This window comes from Caulobacter sp. GW821-FHT09B08 (assembly GCF_059418225.1).
In genome coordinates this window covers 614,816-641,437 of sequence record NZ_JBWKPL010000001.1, presented here as the reverse complement: position 1 = coordinate 641,437, position 26,622 = coordinate 614,816, and the positions used below count along the sequence as shown (strand labels likewise).

General features: G+C 69.6%; 28 protein-coding genes. 12 read left to right on the top strand and 16 right to left on the bottom strand.

Features of this window, described 5'->3' with window-relative positions; translation table 11 throughout:
* Positions 1–74: 74 nt before the first annotated feature.
* The 6 genes from gcvT to AC07OA_RS03010 all read left to right on the top strand — a co-directional run bounded on the left by gcvT (position 75) and on the right by AC07OA_RS03010 (position 5,587).
* Positions 75–1,202 (top strand): glycine cleavage system aminomethyltransferase GcvT, encoded by a 1,128-nt coding sequence (gene gcvT, locus AC07OA_RS03035; RefSeq protein ID WP_494662911.1) that lies wholly within the window; start codon positions 75–77, stop codon positions 1,200–1,202.
* Positions 1,203–1,220: 18 nt separating this feature from the next.
* Positions 1,221–1,586 (top strand): glycine cleavage system protein GcvH, encoded by a 366-nt coding sequence (gene gcvH, locus AC07OA_RS03030; protein WP_494662280.1) that lies wholly within the window; start codon positions 1,221–1,223, stop codon positions 1,584–1,586.
* Positions 1,587–1,646: 60 nt separating this feature from the next.
* Complete coding sequence (gene gcvPA, locus AC07OA_RS03025; RefSeq protein WP_494662279.1) at positions 1,647–2,993, top strand: aminomethyl-transferring glycine dehydrogenase subunit GcvPA; 1,347 nt, start codon at positions 1,647–1,649, stop codon at positions 2,991–2,993.
* Complete coding sequence (gcvPB, locus tag AC07OA_RS03020) at positions 2,990–4,561, top strand: aminomethyl-transferring glycine dehydrogenase subunit GcvPB (protein WP_494662278.1); 1,572 nt, start codon at positions 2,990–2,992, stop codon at positions 4,559–4,561. Before gcvPA ends, gcvPB begins: the two co-directional genes overlap by 4 nt.
* Positions 4,562–4,694: 133 nt before the next feature.
* Entirely contained in the window at positions 4,695–5,147 is a 453-nt protein-coding gene (locus AC07OA_RS03015) for a hypothetical protein (RefSeq protein WP_494662277.1), read from the top strand.
* Positions 5,144–5,587 carry a hypothetical protein gene (locus tag AC07OA_RS03010; protein WP_494662276.1) on the top strand — a complete coding sequence of 148 codons (444 nt, stop codon included), beginning with the start codon at positions 5,144–5,146 and terminating at the stop codon, positions 5,585–5,587. The genes AC07OA_RS03015 and AC07OA_RS03010 overlap by 4 nt, the downstream gene beginning before the upstream one ends.
* Before the next feature lie 235 nt (positions 5,588–5,822).
* Here AC07OA_RS03010 and AC07OA_RS03005 read toward each other — a convergent pair whose 3' ends face one another.
* From AC07OA_RS03005 to AC07OA_RS02985, 5 genes are read right to left on the bottom strand one after another with little or no spacing between them, the layout of a single operon-like run.
* Positions 5,823–6,332: a F0F1 ATP synthase subunit B gene (locus tag AC07OA_RS03005; RefSeq protein WP_494662275.1), complete on the bottom strand. Its 510-nt coding sequence runs from the start codon at positions 6,330–6,332 to the stop codon at positions 5,823–5,825.
* A 12-nt stretch (positions 6,333–6,344) separates the two neighbouring features.
* On the bottom strand, positions 6,345–6,878 hold the full coding sequence (locus AC07OA_RS03000) for a F0F1 ATP synthase subunit B family protein (RefSeq protein WP_494662274.1): 534 nt from the start codon (positions 6,876–6,878) through the stop codon (positions 6,345–6,347).
* A gap of 29 nt (positions 6,879–6,907) precedes the next feature.
* Entirely contained in the window at positions 6,908–7,132 is a 225-nt protein-coding gene (locus AC07OA_RS02995; RefSeq protein WP_494662273.1) for a F0F1 ATP synthase subunit C, read from the bottom strand.
* A 47-nt stretch (positions 7,133–7,179) separates the two neighbouring features.
* Entirely contained in the window at positions 7,180–7,950 is a 771-nt protein-coding gene (locus AC07OA_RS02990; protein WP_494662910.1) for a F0F1 ATP synthase subunit A, read from the bottom strand.
* 25 nt (positions 7,951–7,975) lie between these two features.
* Entirely contained in the window at positions 7,976–8,344 is a 369-nt protein-coding gene (locus tag AC07OA_RS02985; RefSeq protein ID WP_494662272.1) for an AtpZ/AtpI family protein, read from the bottom strand.
* A 366-nt stretch (positions 8,345–8,710) separates the two neighbouring features.
* Here AC07OA_RS02985 and AC07OA_RS02980 point away from each other — a divergent pair, with 366 nt between their 5' ends.
* The 3 genes from AC07OA_RS02980 to AC07OA_RS02970 all read left to right on the top strand — a co-directional run bounded on the left by AC07OA_RS02980 (position 8,711) and on the right by AC07OA_RS02970 (position 11,971).
* Positions 8,711–10,675, top strand: a complete 1,965-nt coding sequence (locus tag AC07OA_RS02980; RefSeq protein WP_494662271.1) for a hypothetical protein — start codon at positions 8,711–8,713, stop codon at positions 10,673–10,675.
* A gap of 102 nt (positions 10,676–10,777) precedes the next feature.
* Positions 10,778–11,107 (top strand): DUF6481 family protein, encoded by a 330-nt coding sequence (locus AC07OA_RS02975; RefSeq protein ID WP_494662270.1) that lies wholly within the window; start codon positions 10,778–10,780, stop codon positions 11,105–11,107.
* Between the two features lie 51 nt (positions 11,108–11,158).
* Positions 11,159–11,971, top strand: coding sequence for a TSUP family transporter (locus AC07OA_RS02970; RefSeq protein ID WP_494662269.1), 813 nt, complete (start codon positions 11,159–11,161; stop codon positions 11,969–11,971).
* Positions 11,972–12,105: 134 nt separating this feature from the next.
* Here AC07OA_RS02970 and smc read toward each other — a convergent pair whose 3' ends face one another.
* The 5 genes from smc to AC07OA_RS02945 form a co-directional block, all read right to left on the bottom strand.
* On the bottom strand, positions 12,106–15,552 hold the full coding sequence (smc, locus tag AC07OA_RS02965; protein ID WP_494662268.1) for a chromosome segregation protein SMC: 3,447 nt from the start codon (positions 15,550–15,552) through the stop codon (positions 12,106–12,108).
* 13 nt (positions 15,553–15,565) lie between these two features.
* Entirely contained in the window at positions 15,566–16,222 is a 657-nt protein-coding gene (locus AC07OA_RS02960; protein ID WP_494662267.1) for a DsbA family protein, read from the bottom strand.
* A complete protein-coding gene (locus AC07OA_RS02955; RefSeq protein ID WP_494662266.1) occupies positions 16,219–16,857 on the bottom strand; it encodes a thioredoxin domain-containing protein in 639 nt (212 codons plus the stop codon). The genes AC07OA_RS02960 and AC07OA_RS02955 overlap by 4 nt, the downstream gene beginning before the upstream one ends.
* Before the next feature lie 148 nt (positions 16,858–17,005).
* The gene (locus AC07OA_RS02950; protein WP_494662265.1) at positions 17,006–17,548 is read right to left on the bottom strand and encodes a DUF721 domain-containing protein; all 543 of its coding nucleotides are present in this window, start codon (positions 17,546–17,548) and stop codon (positions 17,006–17,008) included.
* A gap of 47 nt (positions 17,549–17,595) precedes the next feature.
* Positions 17,596–18,849 carry a calcium-binding protein gene (locus AC07OA_RS02945; protein WP_494662264.1) on the bottom strand — a complete coding sequence of 418 codons (1,254 nt, stop codon included), beginning with the start codon at positions 18,847–18,849 and terminating at the stop codon, positions 17,596–17,598.
* A 157-nt stretch (positions 18,850–19,006) separates the two neighbouring features.
* On the opposite strand from AC07OA_RS02945, the gene mutY reads away from it, so the two are divergent.
* Both mutY and AC07OA_RS02935 read left to right on the top strand, forming a co-directional pair.
* Positions 19,007–20,059, top strand: coding sequence for an A/G-specific adenine glycosylase (gene mutY, locus AC07OA_RS02940; protein WP_494662263.1), 1,053 nt, complete (start codon positions 19,007–19,009; stop codon positions 20,057–20,059).
* A gap of 103 nt (positions 20,060–20,162) precedes the next feature.
* On the top strand, positions 20,163–20,849 hold the full coding sequence (locus tag AC07OA_RS02935; protein ID WP_494662262.1) for a transglutaminase-like cysteine peptidase: 687 nt from the start codon (positions 20,163–20,165) through the stop codon (positions 20,847–20,849).
* A 3-nt stretch (positions 20,850–20,852) separates the two neighbouring features.
* Here AC07OA_RS02935 and AC07OA_RS02930 read toward each other — a convergent pair whose 3' ends face one another.
* The 6 genes from AC07OA_RS02930 to ygfZ all read right to left on the bottom strand — a co-directional run bounded on the left by AC07OA_RS02930 (position 20,853) and on the right by ygfZ (position 25,189).
* The gene (locus AC07OA_RS02930) at positions 20,853–21,929 is read right to left on the bottom strand and encodes a site-specific DNA-methyltransferase (RefSeq protein WP_494662261.1); all 1,077 of its coding nucleotides are present in this window, start codon (positions 21,927–21,929) and stop codon (positions 20,853–20,855) included.
* Between the two features lie 240 nt (positions 21,930–22,169).
* Entirely contained in the window at positions 22,170–22,823 is a 654-nt protein-coding gene (gene rnhB / locus AC07OA_RS02925; RefSeq protein ID WP_494662260.1) for a ribonuclease HII, read from the bottom strand.
* Positions 22,824–23,037: 214 nt separating this feature from the next.
* Positions 23,038–23,625 carry a DNA-3-methyladenine glycosylase I gene (locus tag AC07OA_RS02920; protein ID WP_494662259.1) on the bottom strand — a complete coding sequence of 196 codons (588 nt, stop codon included), beginning with the start codon at positions 23,623–23,625 and terminating at the stop codon, positions 23,038–23,040.
* Positions 23,626–23,677: 52 nt separating this feature from the next.
* Entirely contained in the window at positions 23,678–23,887 is a 210-nt protein-coding gene (locus tag AC07OA_RS02915; protein WP_494662258.1) for a helix-turn-helix transcriptional regulator, read from the bottom strand.
* Positions 23,880–24,335 (bottom strand): hypothetical protein, encoded by a 456-nt coding sequence (locus AC07OA_RS02910; RefSeq protein WP_494662257.1) that lies wholly within the window; start codon positions 24,333–24,335, stop codon positions 23,880–23,882. The genes AC07OA_RS02915 and AC07OA_RS02910 overlap by 8 nt, the downstream gene beginning before the upstream one ends.
* Positions 24,336–24,391: 56 nt before the next feature.
* On the bottom strand, positions 24,392–25,189 hold the full coding sequence (gene ygfZ, locus AC07OA_RS02905; protein WP_494662256.1) for a CAF17-like 4Fe-4S cluster assembly/insertion protein YgfZ: 798 nt from the start codon (positions 25,187–25,189) through the stop codon (positions 24,392–24,394).
* A gap of 109 nt (positions 25,190–25,298) precedes the next feature.
* Between ygfZ and AC07OA_RS02900 the strand changes: the two genes are divergently transcribed.
* Positions 25,299–26,459 (top strand): glycosyltransferase family 9 protein, encoded by a 1,161-nt coding sequence (locus tag AC07OA_RS02900; protein ID WP_494662255.1) that lies wholly within the window; start codon positions 25,299–25,301, stop codon positions 26,457–26,459.
* Positions 26,460–26,622: the final 163 nt, after the last annotated feature.

Below are 26,622 nucleotides of genomic sequence, written 5' to 3'. Positions count from 1 at the left end.
CTGGAATCTCTCAGGTCAAAGGGACAGCGGGGGCGAGACCACCTGGCGAAAGCCGGGCGGCGTCGCCGACCCCGATTGGAGCCCAAAGCGTGTCCGACCAAGATCTCAAGAAGACCCCGCTCTACGACGCGCACGTCGCGGCCGGCGCCCGCATGGTGCCGTTCGCGGGCTATCACATGCCGGTGCAGTACAAGGACGGGGTGCTGAAGGAGCACCTGTGGACCCGCGAGCACGCGGGCCTGTTCGACGTCTCGCACATGGGCCAGGCGCGGCTGCGCGGCGACAACCCGGCCAAGAGCTTCGAGAAGCTGGTCTCGGCCGACTACCAAGGCCTCAAGCCCGGCAAGCAGCGCTACGCCGTGCTGCTGAACGCCGAAGGCGGGGTGATCGACGACCTGATGACCGCCCGTCCCGACGACGACGGCCTGTTCATCGTCGTCAACGGCGCCTGCAAGGACAACGACTACAAGATCATCGCCGAGGCCCTTAAGGGCGAAGCCACGGTCGAGCGCCTGGAAGACCGCGCCCTGCTGGCCCTGCAAGGCCCCGAGGCCGCCGCCGTCCTGGCCGCCCATGTGCCGGAAGCGGCGGGCATGGTGTTCATGGACAGCGCCGCCGTCACCGCCTTCGGGACAGATGTCCTGATCTCGCGCTCGGGCTATACCGGCGAGGACGGCTACGAGATCTCTGTGCCCGCCTCCGAGGCCGCCCGCATCTGGAACACCCTGCTGGAAGACGAGCGCGTGAAGGCCATCGGCCTGGGCGCCCGCGACAGCCTGCGCCTGGAAGCCGGCCTGCCGCTCTACGGCCACGACATGGACGAGACCGTCTCGCCCATCGAGGCCGGCATGCCGTTCGCCGTCGGCAAGAGCCGCCGCGAGGCCGGCGACTATCTGGGCGCCGATCGTATCGCCAAGGAACTGGCCGGCGACCTCAAGCGCGTGCGTGTCAATCTGAAGGTGCTGGAAGGCGCCCCGGCCCGCGAGGGCGCTGAGATCGCCGACGAGGGCGGAGCCGTGATCGGCGTGGTCACCAGCGGCGGCTTCGGCCCCAGCTTCGGCGGCGCCATCGCCATCGGCTTCGTGCCGCCCGAATTCGCGACGGTCGGCTCGACCCTGAAGGTCATCGTCCGCGGCAAGCCGCAGAGGGCCGAGGTCGTGACCTCGCCGTTCGTCCCCACCCGCTACGTGCGCAAGCTTTAATCCAAAAGGGCCAAGACCATGAAGTTCACCAAGGATCACGAGTGGGTCGAAGTCGCCGGCGACATCGCTACCGTCGGCATCACCGGCTACGCCGCCGAGCAACTGGGCGACGTGGTGTTCGTCGAAGTCCCCGAAGTGGGCAAGACCGTGAAGCAGGGCGACGCCCTGGCCGTGGTCGAGAGCGTCAAGGCCGCCTCCGACGTCTACGCCCCGGTGTCGGGCGAGGTGGTCGAGGCCAACGGCGAGCTGTCGGACGCGCCCGAGACCGTCAACGCCGTGCCGGAAGCCGGCGGCTGGTTCGCCAAGCTGAAGCTCTCCAACCCTGCCGAGCTGGACGCCCTGATGGATCGCGCGGCCTACGAAGCGTTCCTGTCGACCCTCTAAGTCCCTTCGTCGTCCCGGACCGCCGCCGCTGTCCGGGACGACCCGTATAGGCATCTCCCCATGCGCTACCTGCCCCTCACACCCGAAGATCGCGCCGACATGCTCGGCGTCATCGGCGCGGCCTCGATCGACGAGCTGTTCGTCGACGTGCCCGCCGTCGCGCGTCGCACCGAGCCGGTCGACCTGCCGTTCCACGCAGGCGAGCTGGAGGTCGAGCGCGAGATGCTCAGCCTGTCGCGCCGCAACCACTCGGCGTCGGAAGGCCCGTTCTTCGTGGGGGCGGGGGCCTATCGCCACCATGTGCCGGCCACGGTCGACCACATCATCCAGCGGTCGGAATTCCTGACCAGCTACACGCCCTACCAGCCCGAGATCGCCCAGGGCACGCTGCAGGTGCTGTTCGAATTCCAGACCCAGGTCGCGGCCCTGACCGGCATGGAAGTGGCCAACGCCTCGCTCTATGACGGCTCCACCGCCGCCGCCGAGGCGGTGATGATGGCTGCCCGGATCACCCGCCGGAACAAGGCCGTCCTGTCGGGCGGCGTGCACCCGCACTATGTCGGCACGGTCGAGACCCTGGCCCACGCCGCCGGTGTCGCCACCGACCGCCTGGCGCCCGCCATCGACGCCGAGGACGCGGTGATCGCCGCCATCGACGCCGACACCGCCTGCGTCGTCGTCCAGACCCCCAACGTGTTCGGCACGGCCACCGACGTCAGCAAGATCGCCGCCGCCGCCCAGGCCGCCGGCGCCCTGCTGATCGTGGTCACCACCGAGGCGGTCTCCTACGGCCTGCTGAAGTCGCCCGGCGAGATGGGCGCCGACATCGTCGTGGCCGAGGGCCAGTCGATCGGCAACGGCCTGAACTTCGGCGGTCCGTATGTGGGCCTGTTCGCCTGCAAGGAAAAATACGTCCGCCAGGCCCCCGGCCGGCTCTGCGGCGAGACCGTGGACGCCGACGGCCGTCGCGGCTTCGTCCTGACCCTGTCGACCCGTGAGCAGCACATCCGCCGCGACAAGGCCACGTCGAACATCTGCACCAACAGCGGCCTGTGCGCCCTGGCCTTCAGCATCCACATGAGTCTGCTGGGCGAGAAGGGCCTGCGCCGGCTGGCCCTGGTCAACCACCAGAAGGCCGTGAAGCTGCGCGACGCCCTGGCCGCCGTGCCGGGCGTCGAGATCCTGACCCCGCGCTTCTTCAACGAGTTCGCGGTTCGCCTGCCGGGCAACGCCGCCGAGATCGTCGAGACCCTGGCCGGCAACGGCGTCCTGGCCGGCGTGCCGTTCTCGCGCCTCGACCCGGGCGCGGGCCTGGACGACGTGCTGCTGGTGGCCGCCACCGAGACGACGCCCGACGCCGACATCGTCTTCTTCTCCAAGGTCCTGTCCAAGGTCATCGCCCAATGAGCATGAACAACGTCGGACGGCCGACCCGTCCCGAAGCCGCCAACAGCGATGTCGCCGGCCATGAAACCCTGACCGGCGCGCGCGGCCTGCTGCAGGACGAAGCCCTGATCTTCGAACTGGACGCCTGGGACAAGACCGGCGTCGACCTGCCGGACGCCCCCGCCGCGGACGATCTGGGCGACCTGGTCCGCACCTCGGCCATCGGACTGCCGGGTCTCTCGGAGCCCGAGGCCGTGCGCCACTACGTGCGTCTGTCGCAGAAGAACCACGCCATCGACCTGGCGCTTTATCCGCTGGGCTCGTGCACGATGAAGCACAACCCGCGCCTGAACGAGAAGATGGCCCGCCTGCCGGGCTTCTCCGACATCCATCCGCTGCAGCCGCAGTCGACGGTGCAGGGCGCCATCGAGCTGATGGACCGCCTGGCCCACTGGCTGAAGACCCTGACCGGCATGCCCGCCGTCGCTCTGTCGCCGAAGGCCGGCGCGCACGGCGAGCTGTGCGGCCTGCTGGCCATCCGCGCCGCCCACGAGGCGGCCGGCAACGGCCACCGCAAGACGGTCCTGGCCCCGACCAGCGCCCACGGCACCAACCCGGCCACGGCGGCCTTTTGCGGCTACACGGTCGTGGAGATCGCCCAGACCGACGACGGCCGGGTCGACCTGGCCGACCTGGAGTCCAAGCTGGGCGACCACGTGGCCGCCATCATGGTCACCAACCCCAACACCTGCGGCCTGTTCGAGCGCGACGTGGTCGAGATCGCCCGCCTGACCCACGCGGCGGGCGCGTACTTCTACTGCGACGGCGCCAACTTCAACGCCATCGTCGGCCGGGTGCGCCCGGGCGACCTGGGCGTGGACGCCATGCACATCAACCTGCACAAGACCTTCTCCACCCCGCACGGCGGCGGCGGTCCGGGCGCGGGTCCGGTGGTGCTGTCGGCGGCCCTGGCCCCGTTCGCCCCCACCCCGTGGGTGGTCAGCCACGAGCACACCTTCAAGCTGGTCGAGGAGGCGGAAGGCCCCGCCGCCCAGGCCTTCGGCCGCATGAGCGCCTTCCACGGCCAGATGGGCATGTTCGTGCGGGCCTATGCCTACATGCTCAGCCACGGCGCCGACGGCCTGCGCCAGGTGGCCGAGGACGCCGTGCTGAACGCCAACTACATCAAGGCCCGCCTCAGCGACCTGATGAGCCCGGCCTTCCCGGACGGCCCGTGCATGCACGAGGCCCTGTTCGACGACGCCTGGCTGGAAAGCACCGGCGTGACCACGCTCGATTTCGCCAAGGCGATGATCGACGAGGGCTTCCACCCGATGACCATGTACTTCCCGCTGGTGGTGCACGGGGCGATGCTGATCGAGCCGACCGAGACCGAGAGCAAGCAGGAGCTGGACCGCTTCATCCATGCGCTTCGGGCTCTGGCCGGCGCGGCGAAGAGCGGCGATGTCGACCGCTTCAAGGGCGCGCCCTACCACGCGCCGCTCAAGCGGCTGGACGAGACCCAGGCGGCCCGCAAGCCTCGCCTGAGGTGGAAACCTGTGGCCCCCGCGCCACTGGCTGCGGAATAGCGGTCACAGTCGTACAAAGCGACAACGGGGCGCCTTTACGGAAGGGCGCCCCGTTCTCATATCGGGTTCTGTGAGCCGAGGAGGCCGGCCGTCGCCGGGATCGAACGGACCACGGAACCCGTTTCTTCCTGTCATGAACATCGCCCTCGCCATGCCGCCCGTGCGCTTCTCCGCCGCCGACGAACTCGCCCGCGAGCTTCTCGGGCGGATCGTGCGCGTCGTGCTGGTGACGCTGGGCCTGATCCTGATCGTGGCGGGCTTCCTGATCGCGCCGCTGCCGGGTCCTTTGGGCGTGCCGGTGACGGTGGTCGGGCTGATGCTGGTGCTGCGCAACTCGTTCCGGGCTCGGAAACAGTTCGTCCGCTTCCAGCACGCCCACCCCAAGCTGCTGTTCCCGCTGCGCCGGTTGCTGCGCCGCGAGCCCGAGGTGATGCCGGTGGCCTGGCAGCAGGTGCTGCGTATGGAGCGCCTGATCATCCCGCGCAGCCTGCGCCGGGCCAAGCGCTGGCGCCGGTCGCTGAAGACCTCCGGGCTCAAGCGCCAAGCCGCCAAGCAGGGCTCATCCTCCTTCAAGCAGGGGTCGTGAACACCCCGGCCGATACGCTCGCCAGACTCCCTTCGAGGCTCTACCGCCGCCGTCGTCGTCTGGCCCTGGTCCTGCGGGAAACCGCTGGGCGCGTGGCCCGCTGGGCGGCGCTGGCCTTCGGCATCCTGGTGCTGCTGGCCGGGGTGATCCTGACGCCGCTGCCAGGGCACCTGGGCCTGCCGCTGCTGGTCATCGGCCTGATGATCGTGCTGCGCAACTCGTTCCAGGCCAAGCGCCGCTTCCTGCGCTGGCAGCGCCGCCACCCCAAGCTGATCTTCCCGATCCGGAGGCTGATGCGCCGCGAGCCGGAGATTATGCTGGTGGCCTGGCAGCAGCTGCTGCGTTCGGAGAAACTGTTCCTGCGCAAGGCGTCCTGGCGGGTGCTGAAGCGCGGGCGGAAGTACCTGCGGCGGCGCTGGCTGAAGAAGCAGCCGGTCTGAGGCTCACTGCCTCGACACTTGCCCCCACCTGACCGCTGCGCGGTCTGTCCGCCCCCATAGGGGGCGGAGCTGCTTCCCCCGCGCCTGCCACACGCGGCTCCGCCCCCTACGGGGGCGGACAGGCGACGAAGTCGCCAGGTGGGGGCAAGTGCGCACGCACCGCGCTTTACCCAAAAGAAAAGGGCGCGCCCCGTGAGGAGCGCGCCCTTCTGTCTTTTTGCCGTACTCGAAACCGCTATTGCAGCTTCGCGCCGATCTGGCCGATGGCCGTGTCGACCAGGCCGTCCGAGGCGCCGGACGCCAGGCGGGCGACCAGGATCTGCTCGGCGGCCTGGGCGGCCAGGTCCACGGCGGCCGACTTGACGTCGGCGGCGGCCTGGGCCTCGGCCTGGGCGATCTTGCGTTCGGCCATTTCGGCGCGGCGCGCGATCTGCTCTTCCAGCTTGGCCTTGGCTTCCGACGCGATCAGGGCGGCGTCGACCTTGGCGGCCTCGATCATGCCGGCGGCCTGACGTTCGGCTTCCTCGCGCTGGGCCTTCACGTCCGCGAGCAGGGCCTGGGCCTCTTCCCGCAGCTGTTGGGCTTCGTCCAGCTCGGCTTTGATCTTGGCCGCGTGGGCGTCGAGCCCCGCGAACAGGGCGCCGGGCAGGACCTTGAGCACGACCAGCAGGCCGATGAACAGGGCCAGGGCGACCAGGACCCACAGCTCGGGGTTGGCGAGATCGAAGAGGCTTTCGTGTTCCATCGTCGTCTCTCCTTAGGCCAGCGAGGCCTTGAGCTCGGCGGCCGTGGCCGCCTTGCCCGTCAGCTTCTCGACGATGGCGCCGGCCGTGTCCGAAGCCACCGTGCGAACGTGGCCCATGGCCTCGTCGCGAGCGGCTTGGATGCGGGTCTCGGCGGCCGCCAGCTTTTCAGCCAGCGCGGCCTCTTCCTTCGCCTGACGCTCGGCGGCTTCGGCCGAAGCCTTGGCCTTGGCGTCCGCCGCGGTCTTCTGGGCCTTGGCGCGAGCCTCGGCCACCTCGGCGGCGGCCGCGCGGGCCTGCACCTCGGCTTCGTCCTTCAGACGACGGGCGTCGGCGATGTCGCCGGCGATCTTGGCGCCGCGAGTCTCGATCGCGCCGCTGACCCGGGGCAGAAGCACCTTGGACAGCACCGCGAAGAGCACGGCGAAGATGAGCAGCAGCCAGACGATCTGACCACCCCAATGCTCGAACTGCAGCTGCGGAAGGCCGCCGCTTTCGTGCTTGGGGGCTTCAGTCGTCTCAACCGTGCCTTGATGTTCCGTCGCCATGGGCGAAGAAGCCTCTTAGCTAGGAGTGATTACGAGAACAGGATCAGGAAGGCGATGACCAGGGCGAAGATGCCCAGGGCTTCCGTCAGAGCCATGCCCAGGAACAGCATCGGGCGCTCTTGAGCGGCGGCGGTCGGGTTCCGCAGCGCGCCTTGGAAGTAGTTACCGAACATGATGCCCAGGCCGACGCCCGCGCCGATCATGCCCAGCATGGCCAGACCAGCGCCGATGTACTTCGCGGCTTCAGCGTTCATTGTGAGGCTCCTTGAGAGGGTAGATTAGGTTGAAAATGAAGGGGTGATCAGTGGCTGTCGAGGTGCACGACGTCGTTCAGATAGACGCAGGTGAGCACCGCGAACACGAAGGCCTGAAGGAAGGCCACCATGAACTCTAGGGCCGTCAGGGCGACGACGGAGGTCAGCGACAGCAGGCCCACCAGCCAGTAGGCCGGGGCCATGGCCAGCAGGATGGCCACGAAGGTCGCGAAGATCTTCAGCACCACGTGGCCGCCCAGCATGTTGCCGAACAGACGAAGGGCCAGGGTGACGGGGCGGATCAGGAACGAGATGATCTCGATCGGGACCAGCAGGAAGTACAGGGGCCACGGCACGCCCGACGGGGCGAACAGCTTGAAGAATTTCAGGCCGTTCTTGGCGAAGCCCACGGCGATCACGGTCAGGATCACCAGCATGCCCAGGGTCAGGGTCACGGCCAGCTGCGAGGTGGCGGTGAAGCCCAGGAAGTTGCCGGTCCAGCCGAACAGCATGCCCTGCAGGTTACAGAACAGCACGAAGGCGAAGAGGGTGAAGACGAACGGCAGGTACTTCTTGCCGTCGTGGCCGATGATCGAACTGGTCAGGCCGTCGACCAGTCCATAGAGCAGCTCGCCGGTGGTCTGCAGGCGGCCGGGGATGACGGCGCCTTTGCCGGCGAAGGCGTAGAAGACGATGATCAGGGTCGCGGCCAGCAGCATGGCGGCGATCGAGTTGGTGATCGACAGGTCGATCGCGCCCAGGCCCGGGACAGTAACGGACGGCAGCTCCACGATCTTCTGGATCAGGAACTGGTGCATCGGGTCGATCGGCGTGGCCAAGGCCCTAGTCTCTCTTCTGCTTGGGGGCGGTAGACCCGCCTCCCGTGTCTCCGTCGACCTTTTGGATCGACGCCTGCGCGCTCAGTTTCGTCGCCTTGCGGACGACGGTGTAGATCGAGACCCCCATGCCGATCAGCAGTCCGCCGACCATGCCCCAGGGCCCAGTGCCGGCGTAACGGTCGAGCAGCCAGCCGAAGCCGAGCCCCACCAGAACGCCGCCGATCAGATCCGCCAGAAGACGATAGCCGTCCGTGGACGATTTCTCGTGCTCGGCGCGCTTCGGCGCGTCCGCCGCCTTCCGGGCCTCGAAAGCGTCGAGCCGAGCGTCCAGGCTTTGCAGGGCCTCGTCGTTCGGTTCGTCGGCCTTGGGCATGGGAAGCGGTCAGGTCCGAAAACGCCCGCGGCCACCTCGAAAAGAGGCGGAATTCCGGCCGGCTTGATCGCGGCGGAACCTATAGGGCGCGCTGCGGTGCGTCAAGGTTGGGAGAGTTCAAAGCAAGTGGCGGATTCATAACAGTTTTTGGCGATCCGCGCGACCGAATGGCGGAATCCGCGCGCCCTTACGTGGTCAACATCGCCAGCGCGGTCGCACAGGCGCCGCCGGGGCGGGCTTCTCGTCGCCGCAAAGCGCGCAGCTGTGCAGAAAAGCCTCGTCACAATTGTCCGATCAATCCATGTTACCGCAACCATTGCCGACGCCTCGACGCGCCGGCGGGCTTATGGAGGGAAGAAACACGTCATGATCCGCGTCACTCGTAGTCTGCTCGGCGCCGCGGCGCTGTGCGCCGTCCTCGCGCCGGCGTCCTTGCCCCAGGCCGCCACGCCGCAGCCCCTGCCAGCCTACAAGAACTTCAAGGCGGCCATCTATATCGCGGTCAACGACGCCAAGGCCCTGTCCGACAAGGCCGTCTTCGACGCCCAGTTCGAGCGCGCCAGCCGCCAGTTGCACTTCGACAAGGTCTATCTGGAGGTCTACCGCAACAACAACTTCGCCACCGACGAGCAGATCCAGCGGGTGAAGGGCTGGTTCGAGGCGCGGGGCGTGCAGGTGGCCGGGGGAATCACCCTGGCGGCCGGCGGCGAGGGCGGGCAGTTCGGCACCTTCGACTACGAAAAGCCCGCCGACCGGGCCGAGTGCGAGAAGGCCGTGCGCCTGGCGGCCAAGCACTTCGACGAGGTGATCCTCGACGACTTCTTCTTCTACACCTCCAAGAGCCCGGCCGACATCGCCGCCAAGGGCGACCGCTCCTGGACCCAGTACCGCCTGGAGACCATGCGCGCGGTCAGCAAGGACCTGGTCCTGGGCCCCGCCAAGGCGGTCAATCCCAAGGTCCGCATGATCATCAAGTACCCCAACTGGTACGAGCACTTCCAAGGCCTGGGCTACGACCTGGAACAGCAGTCGCAGATGTTCGACGGCATCTACACCGGCACCGAGACCCGCGATCCGGTGATCACCGACCAGCTCTTGCAGCAGTACGAGAGCTATTCGATCGTCCGCTACTACGACAACATCCGGCCGGTCGGCTCGAACGGAGCCAAGGGCAACGGCGGCGGCTGGGTCGACACCTTTTCCACCCTCTATGTCGACCGCTACGCCGAGCAGCTGTGGGACACCCTGCTGGCCAAGGCGCCGGAGATCACCCTGTTCAACTGGCGGCCGATGAACGAGCCGATCGCGGTCAAGCCGGGCGAGCGCCCGTGGAAGGACAAGGCGACCAGCTTCGACTGGAACGCCATGGCCGCCAGCTACAAGAGCTCGGGCAAGGCGGGCGATCCGGGGCCCGGCTGGGGCCGCGCGGCCGGCTGGTCGCTGGAGAAGATCGACAAGGACCTGGGCTATCTGGGCAAGCCCGTCGGCATCGCCGCCTACAAGCCCTACCAGTCGTCGGGCGAGGACTTCCTGCACAACTATCTGGGCAATGTGGGCATTCCCATCGAGCTGTCGCCCAACTTCCCCAAGAACGCCGACGTCGCCCTGCTGACCCAGGCGGCGGCCAAGGACCCCAGGATCGTCGAGGAGATCAAGGGCAACCTGGTGGCCGGCAAGACGGTGTTCATCACCTCGGGCCTGCTGGGCGCCCTGCAGGGCAAGGGCATCGAGGACATCCTCGAGGTGCGCGACACCGGCCGCAAGGTGGCCCTGCGCGACTTCCTCAACGGCTATGGCGCCGGCAATGGCGAGAGCCTGAACGACGCGGCCCGCGAGCATCCGCCCGTGCTGTTCCCGGAGCTGGCCTTCTACACCAACGACAGCTGGCCGATCATCCGGGGCGTGGCCAACGCCAAGGGCTTCCCGATCCTGCTGATGAACCGCTACGGCGGCGGCGTGATCTATGTGATCGCCATGCCGGAGAACCCCGGCGACCTCTACAACCTGCCCCAGGGCGTGCTGACCGAGATCAAGCGCTACATCCAGCGCGACTTCCCGGTGCGGCTGGACGCGCCCGACCGGGTCAGCCTGTTCGCCTACGACAACGGGACCTTCGTGGTGCAGTCGTTCCGCGACGACGACACGGCGGTCAGCCTGTCGCTGCTGGGCGAGGGGGTGAAGCTGCGCGACCTTTCGACCGGCAAGCTGGTCGCGGCCCAGGCCCCCGACGGCAAGGCCGACGCCTGGCGCCGCCAGGGCGTTCCGGCCCGCACGACCTTCGCCGCCGGCGTCGCTCCGCACAGCTACACCGTCTATCGAATCGAGAAATAGCCGCCGAAAAACCCCGGCGCGGCGTTTCGCGCCGGGGTGCTCCATTGCTTTTTGGGGCGTTTTGGGGTCTTAGAGGCGCACTTTCCAACAGCCCGAAGATTCATGTCGCATCTCAAGAACACCGGCTTCGCCGACCGCATCACCGCCGCCGCCGAAGCCAAGAAGGCCATGCTGGCCAAGATGAAGGTGAAGCCCACCGTTCAGGATCCCAATTTCGAGCAGCGCCACGCCGAAAAGGAAGCCGAACTGGAGCGGGTCCGCGCCGAGCGCGCCGCGATCAAGGAAGCCGCTCGCCAGGAAATCCTGGCCCGCGAGGAAGCGGCCCTGGCCGAGAAGCGCGCCAACCGCAAGGAACGCAAGGCCCTGTCGGCCGCCGAGCAAAAGGCCGCCCGCGACGCCAAGTACGCCGCCCGCAAGGCGCGCCAGAAGTAATCATCCGATACTCGCTCGACCGCGTGGTTCCGACCCGTTCAAGGGCGGACCATGCGAGGGCTTGAGCCAGTGCACGTCGACTTCGCCCTCCTCGCCACGATGTTCGCCGTCGCGGCGGTCGCCGGGGCGTTCGACGCCATCGCCGGCGGCGGAGGTCTCCTGACCCTGCCCGCCCTGCTGCTGGCCGGCGCCCCGCCGGTCGCGGCCCTGGGCACCAACAAGCTGCAGGGGGCGTTCGGGGCCCTGTCCTCGACCACGGCCTTCGCCCGGCGCGGCCTGATCGACTGGAAGACCGCCCTGCCGGTCGCCGGGGCGGCGGCGCTCGCCGGCCTCTGCGGAGCCCTCTGCGCCAGCCTGCTGTCGCCGCGCCTGCTGGCGACCCTGGTCCCGATCCTGCTGATCGTGATCGCCCTCTATTTCGGCTTCTCGCGGGCGCTGAAGGGCGAGGACGTCCATCCGCGCCTGACCACGCCGGTCTTCGCCTTCTGCGTGGCGCCGCTGATCGGCTTCTACGACGGCATCTTCGGGCCCGGGGCGGGAGCCTTCTACATGGTGGCCATCGTCACCCTGCTGGGCTACGGCGCGCTGAAGGCCACCGCCCATACGAAGCTAGCCAACGCCGCCTCGAACCTGGGGAGTCTGCTGCTGTTCGTCCTGAAGGGGGCGGTGATCTGGCCGGTGGGCCTGGTCATGGCGGCGGGGGCGTTCCTGGGCGCCCAGGTGGGCTCGCGCCTGGCCATGCGGTTCGGGGCCAGGCTGATCCGGCCGCTCTTGGTGGTGATGTCGTGCGCCATGGCGGTGAAGCTGCTCGGCGACCCTGCCAATCCGTTGAGGCAAGCGGTCGTTGGGCTGTTTGCCGGCTAACACTTGCCCCCTTCGGGCCTTCGGCCCTCCTTCCCCCATAGGGGGAAGAGGACGTGCGTTTTCGTCCTCCGCCCCCTACGGGGGCGGACAGGCGGCGAAGCCGCCAGGTGGGGGCAAGGGAGTGCGCCGCTGACCTACTGCGCCGCCACCAACTGCTCGGCCGTGGACAGATCCACGCTCACCAGTTGGCTCACCCCCCGCTCGGCCATGGTCACCCCGAACAGGCGATCCATCCGGCTCATCGTCACCGGGTTGTGCGTAATGGCGATGAAGCGCGTCCGCGTGCGCCGGCGCATCTCGTCCAGCATGTTGCAGTAGCGGTCGACGTTGGCGTCGTCCAAGGGCGCGTCGACTTCGTCCAGCACGCAGATCGGGGCCGGATTGGCCAGGAAGACGCCGAAGATCAGGGCGCTGGCGGTCAGGGCCTGCTCGCCGCCGCTCATCAGGCTCATGCTGGCCATGCGCTTGCCGGGCGGGCAGGCGAAGATCTCCAGACCCGCCTCCAGCGGATCGTCGCTCTCGATCAGCTTCAGCTCGGCCTGGCCGCCGCCGAACAGGGCCGTGAACAGGGTCTGGAAGTTGGCGTTGATGATGTCGAACGCGGCCAGCAGGCGCTCGCGCCCCTCGGCGTTCAGCTCCTCGATGCCCGCGCGCAGCTTGCCGACGGCGCCCGACAGGTCGGCCCGTTCGGTGCGCATGGTCTCCAGCCGCGCGGCGTATTCGTTGGCCTCTTCCTCGGCGCGCAGGTTCACCGGCCCGATGGCGTCGCGCTCGCGTTCCAGCGCGAACAGGTGAGCTTCCACGCCCGCGGCGTCCTTGGGCACGGCGATGGCCTCGCCGGCCAGGTGACGGCCCAGCTCCTCGGGCTCCATGCGGGCCTGTTCGCGGATGTGGCCGGCCACCTCGGCGAAGCGGGCGCGGACGGCGTCGAGCGTGGCCACCAGGGCCGCGCGCTTCTCGCGGGCTTCCGAGGCGGCCTGCTCGGCGGCGCGGGCCGCGCGGTCGGCGGTCAGGCGGGCGGTCTCGGCGGCCTCCAGGGCGTCGGAGGCCTTGGCGCGGCGGTCCTCGGCGGCCGAGAACTGCTCGACGATCGCCACCAGCTTCTCGGCCAGCACCGTCGGGGCCTCGCGGGCCGCGTCCAGGGCGGCGGCGGCCTTGACCCGGTCGGCCTCCAGGCTGGTCTCGCGCTTGGCCGAGGCCTCGCGGCGCTTGGACCAGTCGGCGTGGTCGCGCTCCAGGCTCTCCAGGCGGCGGGCGCGGCCGGCGGTCTCGCGGGTCTCCTGGTCCAGGGCCGAGCGGGCGGCGGCGGCGGCCTCGCGGGCGGCCGTGGCGGCCGCTCGGGCGGCGGCCAGACGCGGGGCCAGATCCTCGACGCTCTCGGTCCCGGCGGTCTCGGCGCGGACGGCGGCCAGGGCGGTGTCGGCCTCGGTGCGTTCGGCCTCGAAGCGGGCGATGGTGTCGTCCAGCGACTGGGCGCGGGCCTCGCGCTGAGCCGCCTCGCGCTCGAAGCGGGTCACCTGCTCGCGGGCGCCGTTCAGCAGGCGCTCGGCGTCGGGCGGACCGCGACGCTTGTCCCGCAACGTTTCCTCGGCGACCCGCAGGGCGTCGGCGGCGGTCTTCAGGGCGGCGGTCGCGGCCTCGGCGCGGGGGGCGACCTGGTCGATCTCGGTCTCGACCTCGGCCAAGCGCGTGCGCTGCTCCAGGCGGACGGCGGCGGGCTTGGGCGCATCGGCCTTGGCCACGAAGCCGTCCCAGCGCCACAGGTCGCCCTCCTTGGAGACCAGCCGCGCGCCCACCGGCAGGCCCTTGGCCAGGCGGTCGCCGTCGGCGCGCTCGACCACGGCCACGTGCGAGAGGCGGGCGGCCAGCTCGGGCGGGGCCTTGATCAGCGGCGCCAGGGGCGTCGCCCCTTCGGGCCAGGCCACGGGCTTGGCGTCGGCCCCGGCCCAGTACGAAGGGGCGCGGGCGTCCAGCGCCGCCTCCAGGTCGTCGCCCAGGGCGGCGGCCAGGGCCGCGCCGTAGCCCTTCTCCGGCGTCACCGCGTCCAGGGCCGGCGAGAAGCCGCTCTTGGCGCGCGGGGCGGTCAGCTGGGCCAGACCCCGGGCCTCGGTGCGCAGGCGGCCCAGCTGGTCCTCCACCTTGCGGGCCAGGTCGCGCGCCTGGGCCTCGGCCTGGGCGGTCTTGACCCGGGCGGCTTCCGCATCCTCGAGGGCCTGACGGGCGGCGGCGAGGCCCGCCTCGGCGTTGGCGAAGCGCTGGCGGGCCTCGGCGGCGGCCGGATCGACCACTGGACCGACGGCGGCGCGCTCGGCCTTGGCCTGGTCCAAGGCGCGGACGGTGCGCGCCAGGCGGCTTTCGGCCTCGGCCAGGCGCTGGGCGGCGGCGCGGGCGCGGGCCTCCTCGGCGGCGGCGCGGGCGGCCAACTGCTCGACCTCGGAGTCCGCCTTGGCACGGGCCTCCTCGGCGGCCTTGGCGGCGGCGGCCAGTTCGGGACCGCGTGCGGGCGCGGCGGCGATCAGGGCGCGCAGTTCGGAGAGCTCGGCGTCGGCGCGGGCCAGGGCCTGGACGGCGTCCTGCAGGCCCTGGGCTTCACGCGCCCGGTCATCGTCGATGCGGGTCAGGTCGGCCGACAGCCGCTCGAACTCGGCCTGGGCGGCCTCGGCCTCGCGCTCGGCGCGGTCCTTCTGGATGGCCAGTTGGCCCAGGATGGCCTGGGCGATCGAGGCCTCCTCGCGCAGCGGCGGCATGGCGGTCTCGGCCGCCAGGATGGCGGTCTGGGCGGCGGCGGCGGCGCGGGCGGTCTCCTCGACGGCGCGGGCGCTTTCGGTGGCGTCGGTCTGGGTGCGGTTGAGGTTGTCGCGGGCTTCGGTCCAGCGGGCGTAGAGCACCGCGCCCTGCACCGCGCGGATCTCGGCCGACAGGCGCTTGTATTTCTCGGCCTGGCGGGCTTCGCGGCGCAGGCGGCCCAGCGCCGTCTCCAGCTCGCGGGCCACGTCCTCCAGGCGCGAGAGATTGGCCTCGGCCGCCCGCAGCCGCAGCTCGGCCTCGTGGCGGCGGGTGTGCAGGCCCGAGACCCCGGCGGCCTCCTCCAGGATGCGGCGGCGGTTCTGCGGCTTGGCGCCGATCAGCTCGCTGATCTGGCCCTGGCGGACAAGGGCCGGCGAATTGGCCCCGGTCGAGGCGTCGGCGAACAGCAGCTGGACGTCGCGCGCCCGCACCTCGCGGCCGTTGATGCGGTAGGTCGAGCCTTCGCCCCGGTCGATGCGGCGCACCACCTCCAGCGTCGGATCGTCGTTGAACTGGGCCGGGGCGGTGCGGTCGGAATTGTCGATCGTCAGGGTGACGTCGGCGTGGTTGCGGGCCGGACGATTGCCGCTGCCGGCGAAGATCACGTCGTCCATGCCGCCCGCGCGCATGGCTTTCGCCGAATTGGCCCCCATCACCCAGCGCAGGGCTTCCAGCAGGTTGGACTTGCCGCAGCCGTTGGGGCCGACGATGCCGGTCAGGCCCGGCTCGATCCGGAATTCCGTCGGCTCGACGAAGGACTTGAATCCTTGAAGGCGCAGGCGCTGGAACTGCACGCGCGCCCGCTCCTCAGCCTTTGCCGGGCTTGGCTTGGGACGCCTTGGCGACGGCGCTGGCCAGGGCTTCCAGCGATTGACCGCCCTCGGCCCGCAGGCCGTCGACGAAGAAGGTGGGGGTCACCTCGATGTTGTCGCGCTTGGCGGCCAGTTCGACCCGAGCGTTGACGGCGTCCAAGGCCTTCTGGTCCTCCAGGGCGGCGGTGACCTCGGCCTCGGTCAGGCCGAAGTCCTTGCCGATCTTGGTCAGACCGCCCCAGAAGTCGCCGCTGCGGTAGATCTCTCGCTGCTGGTGGAAGATCGCGTCGACCACGTGGAAATACTTGTCCGCGCCCACCCGCCGGGCCAGCAGATAGCCGGCCGCGGCGAACTCGTAGGGCGGGGTAAGGTATTCGCGGAAGACATACCGCACCTTGCCGGTGGCGATGAACTGCTTGTTGAAGTCGGGGAAGATCTCGTTGTTCCAGTCGGCGCAGTGGCTGCACGACAGCGAGGCGTATTCCACGACCTGGACCTTGGCCTTGGGCGAACCCAGGACCATGTCGCCCTCGGCCGGCGGCAGGGCGGCGGCGCGCGCGATCGTCGGGACGGCCGCAAGGCCGGTCCCGGCGACCGCCAGACCCAAGGCGGGCAGACCTGTTCCGATCAGGGCGCGCCGGTCGAGGATCATTTCGCGGCGGCCTCGGCCGCGGCGATGTCGGCGTCCAACTGGGCGATCGTGCGCTCGCCGCCGTCGTCGCCGCCCGACTTCTTGCCGTTGATGATGAAGGTCGGGGTGCCGGTGATCTTGGCGTCGGCGGCGTACTTCTCGACGCGGGCGTTGAGGGCCTTGATGGCCTTCTCGTCGCTGACGCAGGTGTTGAACTGGTCCTCGCTGAGGCCGGCCGACTGGGCGATGCGCAGCAGCACGCCGCGATAGTCGCCGGTGGTGAACATCTCTTCCTGCGAGTGGTAGACGCTGTCGATCACCGAGAAATACTTGTCCTTGCCGGCGCAGCGGGCCAGCAGGAACGAGGCGGCGGCCACCTGCTCGGGCGGGGTCAGGAACTCGCGATAGACGTAGTTGACCTTGCCGGTGTCGATGTACTTGGCCTTGAAGGCCGGGAAGACCTCGTTGTTCCAGCGGCCGCAGTGGACGCACGACGCCGAGGCGTACTCGATGACCGTGACCTTGGCGTTGGGATTGCCCAGCGACATGTCGTCGGCGGTGGCGGTGTCGCCCTTCTTGCCGCAGCCGGCGAGCGCGACGCCCAGAGTGGCGGTGAGGGCGACGGCGGTCAGGAGCCGGCGGTTCAGCGGACGCATGAGATCTTCCCTGGGAAAGTCGTGAACAGTGGAGTTAAGCGCGATTCTTTAGTCGCGTGAAAAGGGCGCGGATAAGGCGTCGCATCAGCCTATCGGACGTCAGGTTGTCAATCCAGAGATGGGGCCAGACATGGGGCCAGAGAAGCGGCTAGCGCGGATCGCGCAGCACGCCGCGTCCCAGCTTCAGCAGGGCGTCCTTGAGGCCGCCCTCCGGCTGGCCCGAGAGGCTGTCGGCCAGGTCGCGCTCCTGGGCGGCGTCCAGAGGCGGCTTGCGGCGCGGCCTGGGCTGGGTGGATGCGGCGGGCGCCTTCACCGGACCCTGGACGATGCGCAATTTGGTCACCGCGCCCTTGCCCAGCAAGAGATCCAGGCGCTGGGTGATCTGCGGGGCCTGGTGCTGGATCAGCGAGGCCACAGGCCCGTCGACCCGCAGCTCCAGCGTGCCGCCCTCGCCGGTGCGGCTCTTGATGACCCGGACGGGTTCGGTGCGGCGGGCCAGGGTCTCGCCGACGATCTCGCGCCAGCGGGCCTGCAGCACGGCCGGCCCCTGGCCGAACTTCTCGTCCAGCTTCTTGATCAGCGGCGCCAGCGACTTGCCGGCGGGCGGCGGCGGGCGGACCTGCGGACGCGTGCGGCGGCGCTTGAGGATCTCGAGAGCTTCTTCCGCGGTGGGCAGGGGGCGACGGCGCATGGGGGCAGGTTAGCAGAGCCGGGCGGGTGGCGGGAGGCCGCCGGGCCTCAGGCGATCAGATAGTCGGCGAGGTCGGGGAAGGCGCCCTTGAAGGTGGCCAGCAGGACGAGCTCGTCGCCGCCGCCGTCGGCGTCGTAGCTCAGATAGGTCTGGCGACCGCTGACGACGCTTTTCAGGTAACCCTCGGCGAAGGCCCTTTCGATCGACACGTTCAGCAGGGCCGACAGGTCGACCGTCTCGCCCGCCGACAGGTCCATGATCGTGGCCGCATCGGCCGTCTCGAAGACGAAGGTGTCGACGCCGGCGCCGCCCGAGGCCTTGGCCGCGTGGGCCAGCACCAGGGTGTCGTTCCCGCCCTCGCCGCGCAGCTCGACGATCTCGGCGGACGATGGGAAGGACAGGGCCCGCAGGGTGTCGTTCCCGTCGCCGCCCTCGGCGAAGGCCAGCGGCGTCAGGTCGTCGTCGCCCCGGCCGCCGCTGATCCGCGAGACCCCGGAAATGACGTCGTCGCCCGAGCCGCCCACGATGTGGGGCGCGTTGGCGGTGTCGTTCCCCGCCTCGACGCTGGTGACCGCCGTGCCCGTGACGACGATGCCCAGGGTGGTGTCGCCGTAGCTGATCCGGCCCTGCTGCGAATAGAAGGTGTCGGCCGTGCCGTCCAAGGCGGCCTTGATGACGCCGCCCGGTCCCGGGCCGAAGTCGGCGCCGACGAAGACCTCGTCGTGGCCCGCCCCGTCCAGGATCAGGGTGGTCGGCAGGCTGCCCAGCACGCTGATCCAGTCGTCGCCGTCGCCGCCATCGACACAGCCGCCGCCACTGCTGGAGTACCAGTCGTCGCCGGCCCCCATGCGCAGGACCTCGCCGGGCTCGGCGAAGGGGCCGAACGAGAAGTGATCGTCGAAGGGCGTGCCCTCCACGCGGGCGGTGTCGGAATATTGGATGATCAGGTTGGAGACCGGTCCCGTCACCGCGCGCAGGTACGAGCCGGGGCCGACGGCGGCGTAGTCGCTGTCGTTGGAGGGATCGGCGTCGCGATTGACGTCGCCCGGCGCGAACTTGCTGGCGCTCACGCTGGTGCCGTCGGCCCACTTCCACCCGGTTTCGGTCCGATGGGCGCCGACCCAGTTGGGATAGGTGTTGATGGGCGCCTGGATCTCGTCGGCGAAGTGCTCGATCCACTCGTCGCGGGGCGAGGTGCTCTCCTTGAGCAGGAAGGCGCCGACGCTGGCGGCGAGGGCGGCGGCCTCCTCCCAGGTGAGCGCGTGACCGACGGATATGAAGTTCATGGGGCGCTCGGCCATGGGGCGGACCTCCTCTTGGACGCGTGGAGGTTGCTCTCGTCCGGAAGGGGCGCCTAGGGACGATCCGTCCGCGCGGGCGGCGGGCCGGCTCACAATGCCGTGCTTGCACGCTCTGGAAGCGGGTGACACGCCCGGCGCCGCTCCGCCATAAGGGGGCATGCTCGACATCCCCGCCCTCCGCGCCGCCCTGCTGGCCTGGTACGACGACCAGGCGCGCGACCTGCCCTGGCGGACCGGGCCGGCGGCGGGCAAGGCGGGACAGCGGTCCGATCCCTATCGTGTCTGGCTGTCGGAGGTGATGCTGCAGCAGACCACCGTGCCGCACGCCACGCCCTATTTCTTGAGCTTCACCCAGCGCTGGCCGACGGTGTCGGACCTGGCGGCGGTGGAGGATGGCGACCTGATGGCCGCCTGGGCGGGGCTGGGCTACTACGCCCGGGCCCGCAACCTGCTGGCCTGCGCGCGGGCCGTGGCGGCCGATCATGGTGGGATCTTCCCCGGCACCGAGGAAGCCTTGCGCGCCCTGCCGGGCGTGGGCGCCTATACCGCCGCGGCCGTGGCGGCCATCGCCTTCGACCAGGAGGCCAATGTCGTCGACGGCAATGTCGAGCGGGTGATGGCGCGGCTGTTCGCGGTGGAGGCGCCCGTCCCCGACGCCAAGCCCGAACTCAAGCGCCTGGCCGGGACGCTGGTCACGGCCGAGCGCCCGGGCGACTGGGCCCAGGCCCTGATGGACCTGGGGGCCACGGTCTGCCGGCCGAAAGGCCCTCTGTGCGACCGCTGTCCGGTCTCCACCTGGTGCGAAGGCTTCAAGACCGGCGCGCCGGAGACCTATCCCCGCAAGGTGAAGAAGGGCGAGCGGCCGCATCGTCATGGGGTGGCCTATGTCCTGACGCGCGGCGAGGCGACCGCCCTGGTCCGCCGCCCGCCCAAGGGCCTGCTGGGCGGCATGCTGGGCCTGCCCACCAGCGACTGGCGCGCCACGCCCTGGTCCGACGCCGAAGCAGCCGCCGCCGCGCCGGCCGCCGGGGCCTGGCGCGACATGGGGACGGTGGAGCACGTCTTCACCCACTTTTCCCTGACGCTACGGGTGCTGCGGGCCGAGTCCAACGGCCAGGGCGACTTCGTCTGGACGGGGCGCGAGGGGCTGGGCGCTCTGCCCAGCGTCTTCCTGAAGGCGGCCAAGGCGGGGCTGGAGCGGCTGGTCTAGGTCTAAAAAGTCCCGCGCCCTGGTGCGAACGCCCGATGGGCGCGAGACGGCCTCGCCCTTAGCCTGCCGGTGACGGACAGGGCTGCCGGCGATGAAAACAAGCATGGGCGGATGCGGTCTTCTGGGCCTGCTGGTCGCGGCGATGCTGGCGGTCGCGCCGACCGCCGCGCGGGCCGGCAACTGGGTGATCAGCAAGGCTGACTATCCGCCCGAGGTCTTGGCGCACATGAACAGCGTCAGGCACGAGGCCGACGCGAGCCGGCCGCAGCTGGAGACCAGCGACGCCAGGCCGGTGCGCAAGTACCGCGAGTTTCTCGACGACCTGGCGGCCAAGGGCGGCTCGCGGATGGACCAGATGAAGGCGGTCAACGCCTATGTCGACGGCCACGTCCGCCAGAGGCCCGACCTGACCCTGGACGGCGACATCTGGGCGCCGCCCTACCGGACGCTGGTCGAGGGCGGCGACTGCGAGGACGTGGCCCTGGTCAAGTACTGGGGGCTCAAGCGCCTGGGCTTCGATCCCAAGGACATGTTCCTGGTCATGGGCATGACCCTGCTGACCCACCCGCCCGAGGGCCACGCCCTGCTGGCGGTGCGCCAGCCGGACGGATCGTTCCAGGTGCTTTACAACCTCACGCCCAGGATCGAGGACGCCCGCAGCCTCAGCTATTTCGAGCCGGCCTACGCCCTCAACGAGGCGGGCTTCTGGAAGATCGAGGACCCGGGCTGGATGGACAAGGACTACTGGCAGGCCGCCTTCGCCCGCGCCGTCCAGCGCCAGAGCCGATAGGGCCTAGTTCATCCCCGCGCGAACCTGGCTGCGCAGGACGTCGATGGGGGCCAGGCCCGCGTCGGTTTTGAAGTGCCAGTAGGTCCAGCCGTTGCAGGCTGGGGCCGACTGCACCAGGGCGCCGATCTTGTGGATCGAGCCCGACAGGTCGCCCACCGTGATCGAGCCGTCGGCGCGCACCTTGGCGGCGTGCGAGCCTTTCGAGCAGAACAGGGTGTCGCCCGGATTGAGCAAGCCGGCCTCGACGATGGTGCCGAACGGCACGCGCGGCTCGGCGCGCTTGCTGCCCATCACGTCCAGGTCCTGCGGCGCGATGGGAACGACCTTGGCGATGCGCTCCTTGGCGTGGGCGATGTACTCGGCCTCACGCTCGATGCCGATGAACTTGCGGCCCAGGCGCTTGGCGGCGGCGCCCGTGGTGCCCACGCCGAAGAACGGGTCCAGGATCACGTCGCCCGGCTTGGTGGTCGACAGGATGACGCGATAGAGCAGGGCTTCGGGCTTCTGGGTCGGGTGGGCCTTGTTGCCGTCCGAACCCTTGATGCGCTCCTCGCCGGTGCACAGCGGGATGGTCCAGTCCGAGCGCATCTGCACCTCGTCATTGGCCATCTTCAGGGCGTCGTAATTGAAGGTGTAGCGCTTGGCGGCCTGGCTCTTTGAGGCCCAGATCAGGGTCTCGTGGGCGTTGGCGAAGCGGGTGCCCTTGAAGTTGGGCATGGGGTTGGACTTGCGCCAGATCACGTCGTTGAGGATCCAGAAGCCCAGGTCCTGCACGGCCACGCCGACGCGGAAGATGTTGTGATAGCTGCCGATCACCCAGATCGCGCCGTCGTCCTTCAGCACCCGGCGGGCGGCCTTCAGCCATTCGCGGGTGAACTTGTCGTAGGCGGCGAAGCTCTCGAACTGGTCCCAGTGGTCGTCGACCGCGTCGACCTTGGAATTGTCGGGACGCAGCAGGTCGCCGCCCAGCTGCAGATTGTAGGGCGGATCGGCGAAGATCAGATCGACCGACTTCTCGGGCAGGGCGTTCATCTGCTCGATGCAATCGCCCATGATGATGGTTTCAGGCCCGAAGGACATGTCCGCTTCCCGTCAAAAACAACGAGCGGAATCATGAGTCTCGATGGTTACGCCGGCGTGAATGGACGTGGTTACCGGCCCGTTAACCCAGGATTTTGAGTCCGATCGGACTCACTTTCTTGGGGAGAGTGGCGTAGGCCCCCTCAGTCGGCTTCGCCGACAGCTCCTCCAGAGGGGGAGCATCTGGCGCCGATCGATCCTCCCCCTCTGGGGGAGGTGGCCCAGAGGGCCGGAGGGGGATCAGCCGCCGAGGTCTTCGACCAAGTCGCCCGCCAGAGCCGCCTTGACCGGCGCCCAGCTCATGCGGTGGATCGGCGAGGGGCCCAGGCGGCGCAGGCCCTCCACGTGGATGGCGGCGTGATAGCCCTTGTGGCCGGCGAAGCCGTAGCCGGGATAGAGGGCGTCGGCCTCGACCATGATCCGGTCGCGGGCCTCCTTGGCCAGGATCGAGGCGGCGGCGATGGAGCACGACAGGCTGTCGCCCTTGACCACGGTCTTGATCGGGCAGGGCAACTTGAAGCGGTAATTGCCGTCGACCAGGGCCATGGCCGGCTGCACCGACAGGCCCTCGATGGCCCGACACATGGCCAGGCCCGCGGCGTGCAGGATGTTGAGCTCCTCGATCTCCTCGATGCTGGCCATGCCCACGCACCAGGCGACGGCAACCGACTTGATCTCGATCTCCAGCGCCGCGCGGGCCTTGGCGGTCAGCTTCTTGGAGTCGTTGAGGCCCGCGGGGACCCGGGCGGGATCCAGGATCACCGCCGCCGCGCTGACCGGCCCGGCCCACGGCCCGCGCCCGGCCTCGTCCACGCCGCAGACAAGGCCGGGACCGCAGGCGGCTTCCAGCATCATGTCGGGGCCCGTGCGGGCGAAGGTGGAGGGCTTGGGCATGGGGAAGTGTCTAAGCGGATTTGGCGGGGTTGGGAATCCGCGAGACCACCTCTCAACCGTCATTCCCGCCCTTGTGGCGGGAACCCCTGGTACAGCCCGCAAGTGAATTGCCGTGGCGCGCTGGCGCGCCACCCCTCCGCACCTGCGGCGGACAAAGGGGTTCCCGCCACAAGGGCGGGAATGACGAAAATAAAAAAAGGCGGAGAGGGAGTTCCTACCGCGCCAGCTTCCGGCACTCTTCATGCCGGTAGCAGCTGACGAAGTGGTCGTTGACCAGGCCCGTGGCCTGCATGAAGGCGTAGACGATCACCGGGCCGCAGTATTTGAAGCCCTTGGCCTTGAGCATCTTGGCCATGTCGACGGCCAGGGGCGTCTGGGCGGGCACGTCGCCCATGCCGGTCCAGCGGTTCTGGATCGGCTTGCCGTCCATCATGCCCCACAGGAGCTTGGAGAAGTCCTCGCCGCGCTCGCGCATGTCGCAATAGATGCGGGCGCCGGAGATGGCCGCGTCGATCTTGCCGTTGGAGCGGATGATTCCGGCGTCGGCCATCAGCCTCGCGCGATCCGCATCCCCGAACCTCGCCACCTTGTCCGGGTCGAAATTGGCGAAGGCGGCGCGGAAGGCCTCGCGCTTGCGCAGGATGGTGATCCACGAGAGCCCGGCCTGGAAGCCGTCCAGCACCAGCTTCTCCCACAGGGCGCGGGAGTCGTACTCGGGCACGCCCCATTCGTGGTCGTGATAGGCCTCGTAGAACGGGTCGCCGTTCATGCCGCGCCAGGTGCAGCGATGGATCTCGGTCATGGCCGCGAGCTTGGCCGAACTCGCGGGCGATTTCCAGAACTTTTCGGGAACATCAGTCCGGCAGCTGGAACAGCGCCTCGACCGTGGTGTCCAGCGCCCGGGCCAGTTTCAGCGCCAGCACGGTAGAGGGGACGAAGACCCCGTTCTCCACCGTGTTGATCGTCTTTCGGGTGACGCCGACCTTCTCGGCGAGGTCGGCCTGGGTCAGTCCGGCCGCCGTCCGCGCGGCCTTGAGGGTATTCAGCAGCGGGACTTCACTCACGATCGGCGCGGCGCTCCAGGAACAGGAACCGCAGGGCCGGGACCGCCACGGCGACCGACAGCAGGATGTGGGCGATTTCGCCCAGTTCCAGACGCACGAAGGGGGCGCTGGCGTAGAGGCCCACGATGCACAGGGTCAGGGCCCAGAAGCCCCAGGCATAGGCCTGGGCTCGATGGGCGCGGGTGGTCTCGTCGTCGAGCACGGCGCGCACCGCCTTGCCGTAGCGCCAGGCCCCGCCGGTGGCCAGCAGGACCAGCAGCACCAGGCCCAGGAACAGGTGCGCGCCCAGCGAGACGATCTCGACGTTGCGCAGCGGCGCGTGCGGCGTGGCGTAGCCGCTGAAATAGGCCCCCTGCCAGATGAAGAACAGGACGGGGACCCACAGCATGCGGTTGCGGCGGCGCTGGGCGCGTTCGGCGATCTGGCCGGGCGAGGCGTTGGAGGTCATCGGAGCGGTCCTGAATGTCACCTATGGGTTACTTGTAACCTTGAGGTGACATCCGGTCAAGCTGGCGGCGCGGCGGGCAGCCAGTCGGGCCGGTCCACCCGCACGGGGCGACCGTCGACGGTCAGCTCGGCGCCTTCGATGCGGTCCAGGCGCAGCAGGGCCATGGCCCGGCCGTCGCGGCCCGACAGCACCTCGCCGGCCCGAAGCTCGCCCGCCAGCACCTCGGCGCCGAAGGCCGGGGCGGGGCCGTCGAAGACCAGCGGCAGCATGCGGTTCTTGATCGTGCCGCGCCGCTTCATGCGGCTGGTGGTCTCCTGGCCGACGAAGCAGCCCTTCTTGAAGTCGATCCCGGCCAGTAGGTCGAAGTCGGCCTCGATGGGATAGGTCTTGTCCGTGCCCCAGTCGGCGGGGCCGGGCGCGCCCAGGGCCAGGCGGTGGGCCTCGTAGTCGTCTTCCGTGGCGGTGGTCGCCTGGTCGGCGGCGTAGAGGCGCGAACCCAGGGCGGGCAGGCGGGGATCGACATGGCCCTCGGCGGCGGGCCAGGCGGCGAACACCGCAAGGTCGCTCGCCGCGATCTCCACCTTGGCCCGCAGCTTGTACATGGTCAGGCGCATGACGATGGCGTCGCGATGCTCGGCCGCCACGTCCAGCAGGACGCCGTCCTCGCCGCCCGCCACGAACAGGTCATAGAGCAGTCGGCCCTGCGGCGTCAGCAGGCCCGAAAAGCGCAGCTCGCCGGGCGCCAGGGTCTCGACCTCCTGGGTCAGCAGGCCGTTGAGGAAGCTCTTGGCGTCGGGGCCGGTCACGGCGATGACGGCGCGGCTGTCGAGGCGGGCGATCTGGCTCTGAGTCATGCGCTCACATGTGGCGCGCAAGACGCACCCGCGCCAGTCCTTAACGAATGAAAAGCTGAGCCGTTAACGAGGGATGCGCCGACTCGCCGCTGGCCCTATACATGCTCCGATGACACAGCGGGCCTTCCCGATTCTCTTCATCACCGCCACGCGTATCGGCGACGCCGTGCTGTCGTCCGGCCTGATCAAATTCCTGGCCGACCAGATCCCCAACGCCCGCTTCACCATCGTCTCCGGGCCTTTGGCCGCGCCCCTGTTCGCCCACGTCCCGGGTCTCGACCGGGTGATCGTCATGGAGAAGGGCAAGGGCAAGGGCCACTGGTTCAAGCTGTGGAACCAGGTGCGCCACAAGAAGTGGGGCCTGGTGGTCGACCTGCGCGGCTCGGGCACGGCCCTCTTCCTGCGCCGCGAGAAGCGGGCGATCTGGAAGAAGCAGATCGGCGGCGAGCCGCTGCACAAGGTGATCGACGCCGCCCGCGTGCTAAAGCTGGAGGGCGATCCGCCCTCGCCGCATCTCTACATCACGCCCGAGGTCCAGGCGCTGGCCGATCAATTGCTGGCCCCGCGCGCCGGCGAGCCGATGGGGCCGATCCTGGCCGTGGGCCCGGCCTCCAACTGGGTGGGCAAGGTCTGGCCGATCGAGCGCTTCGCCCAGACCGCACAGCAGCTGCTGGGCCCCGGCGGTCCGCTGGCGGGCGGGCGGCTGATGATCCTGGGCGGCCCGGGCGACGAGCGCATGGTCGAGGAACTGCGCATGGCCTCGGCCCGGGGGCGCTATATCGACCTGACCGGCAAGGTGGACCTGCTGACCGCCTATGCGGCGCTGAAGCGCGCCGACCTCTTCATCGGCAACGACAGCGGCCTGATGCACATCGCCGCCGCCGCCGGCATTCCCACGCTGGGCCTGTTCGGTCCGTCCGACGAGCGCCGCTACGGTCCTTGGGGCGCGACCGCCAAGGCCGTGCGCGGCCCGCGCAGCTTCGAGCAGTTCCTGGCCGTCGACCCCGACCTTTCCCAGGCCATCCGCCACATGAGCGACCTGCCGGTGGCTACCGTAGTCAAGGCCGCCAAGGCCCTGCTGGCCGAGGTGAAGGCGGGGGCGGTCGCGGTCTCCGAGCCCGAGGCGGCGGTCGAGGAAGCCGCGCCCGAACCCACGGTCGAGGACGCGGCGATGACGCCGGAGCTCCAGGCGGTGGTGGAGGATGTGGCGGCGCCGGAGGTGGTCGAGACCGAAGCCTCCGAGGACGCCGTCGAGGCGGACCGCTCCTAGCCTACCCCACACCCGTCATCCTCGGACTTGTTCCGAGGATCCCTCTGTCGGCTGGTTTGCCGGTGAAGGTGAGGTCGCGACCTCGCCGCTTCACGGATCATCCTTCTTCGCGGTTGAAACAGGGATCCTCGGAACAAGTCCGAGGATGACGGGTGTGGGGTGG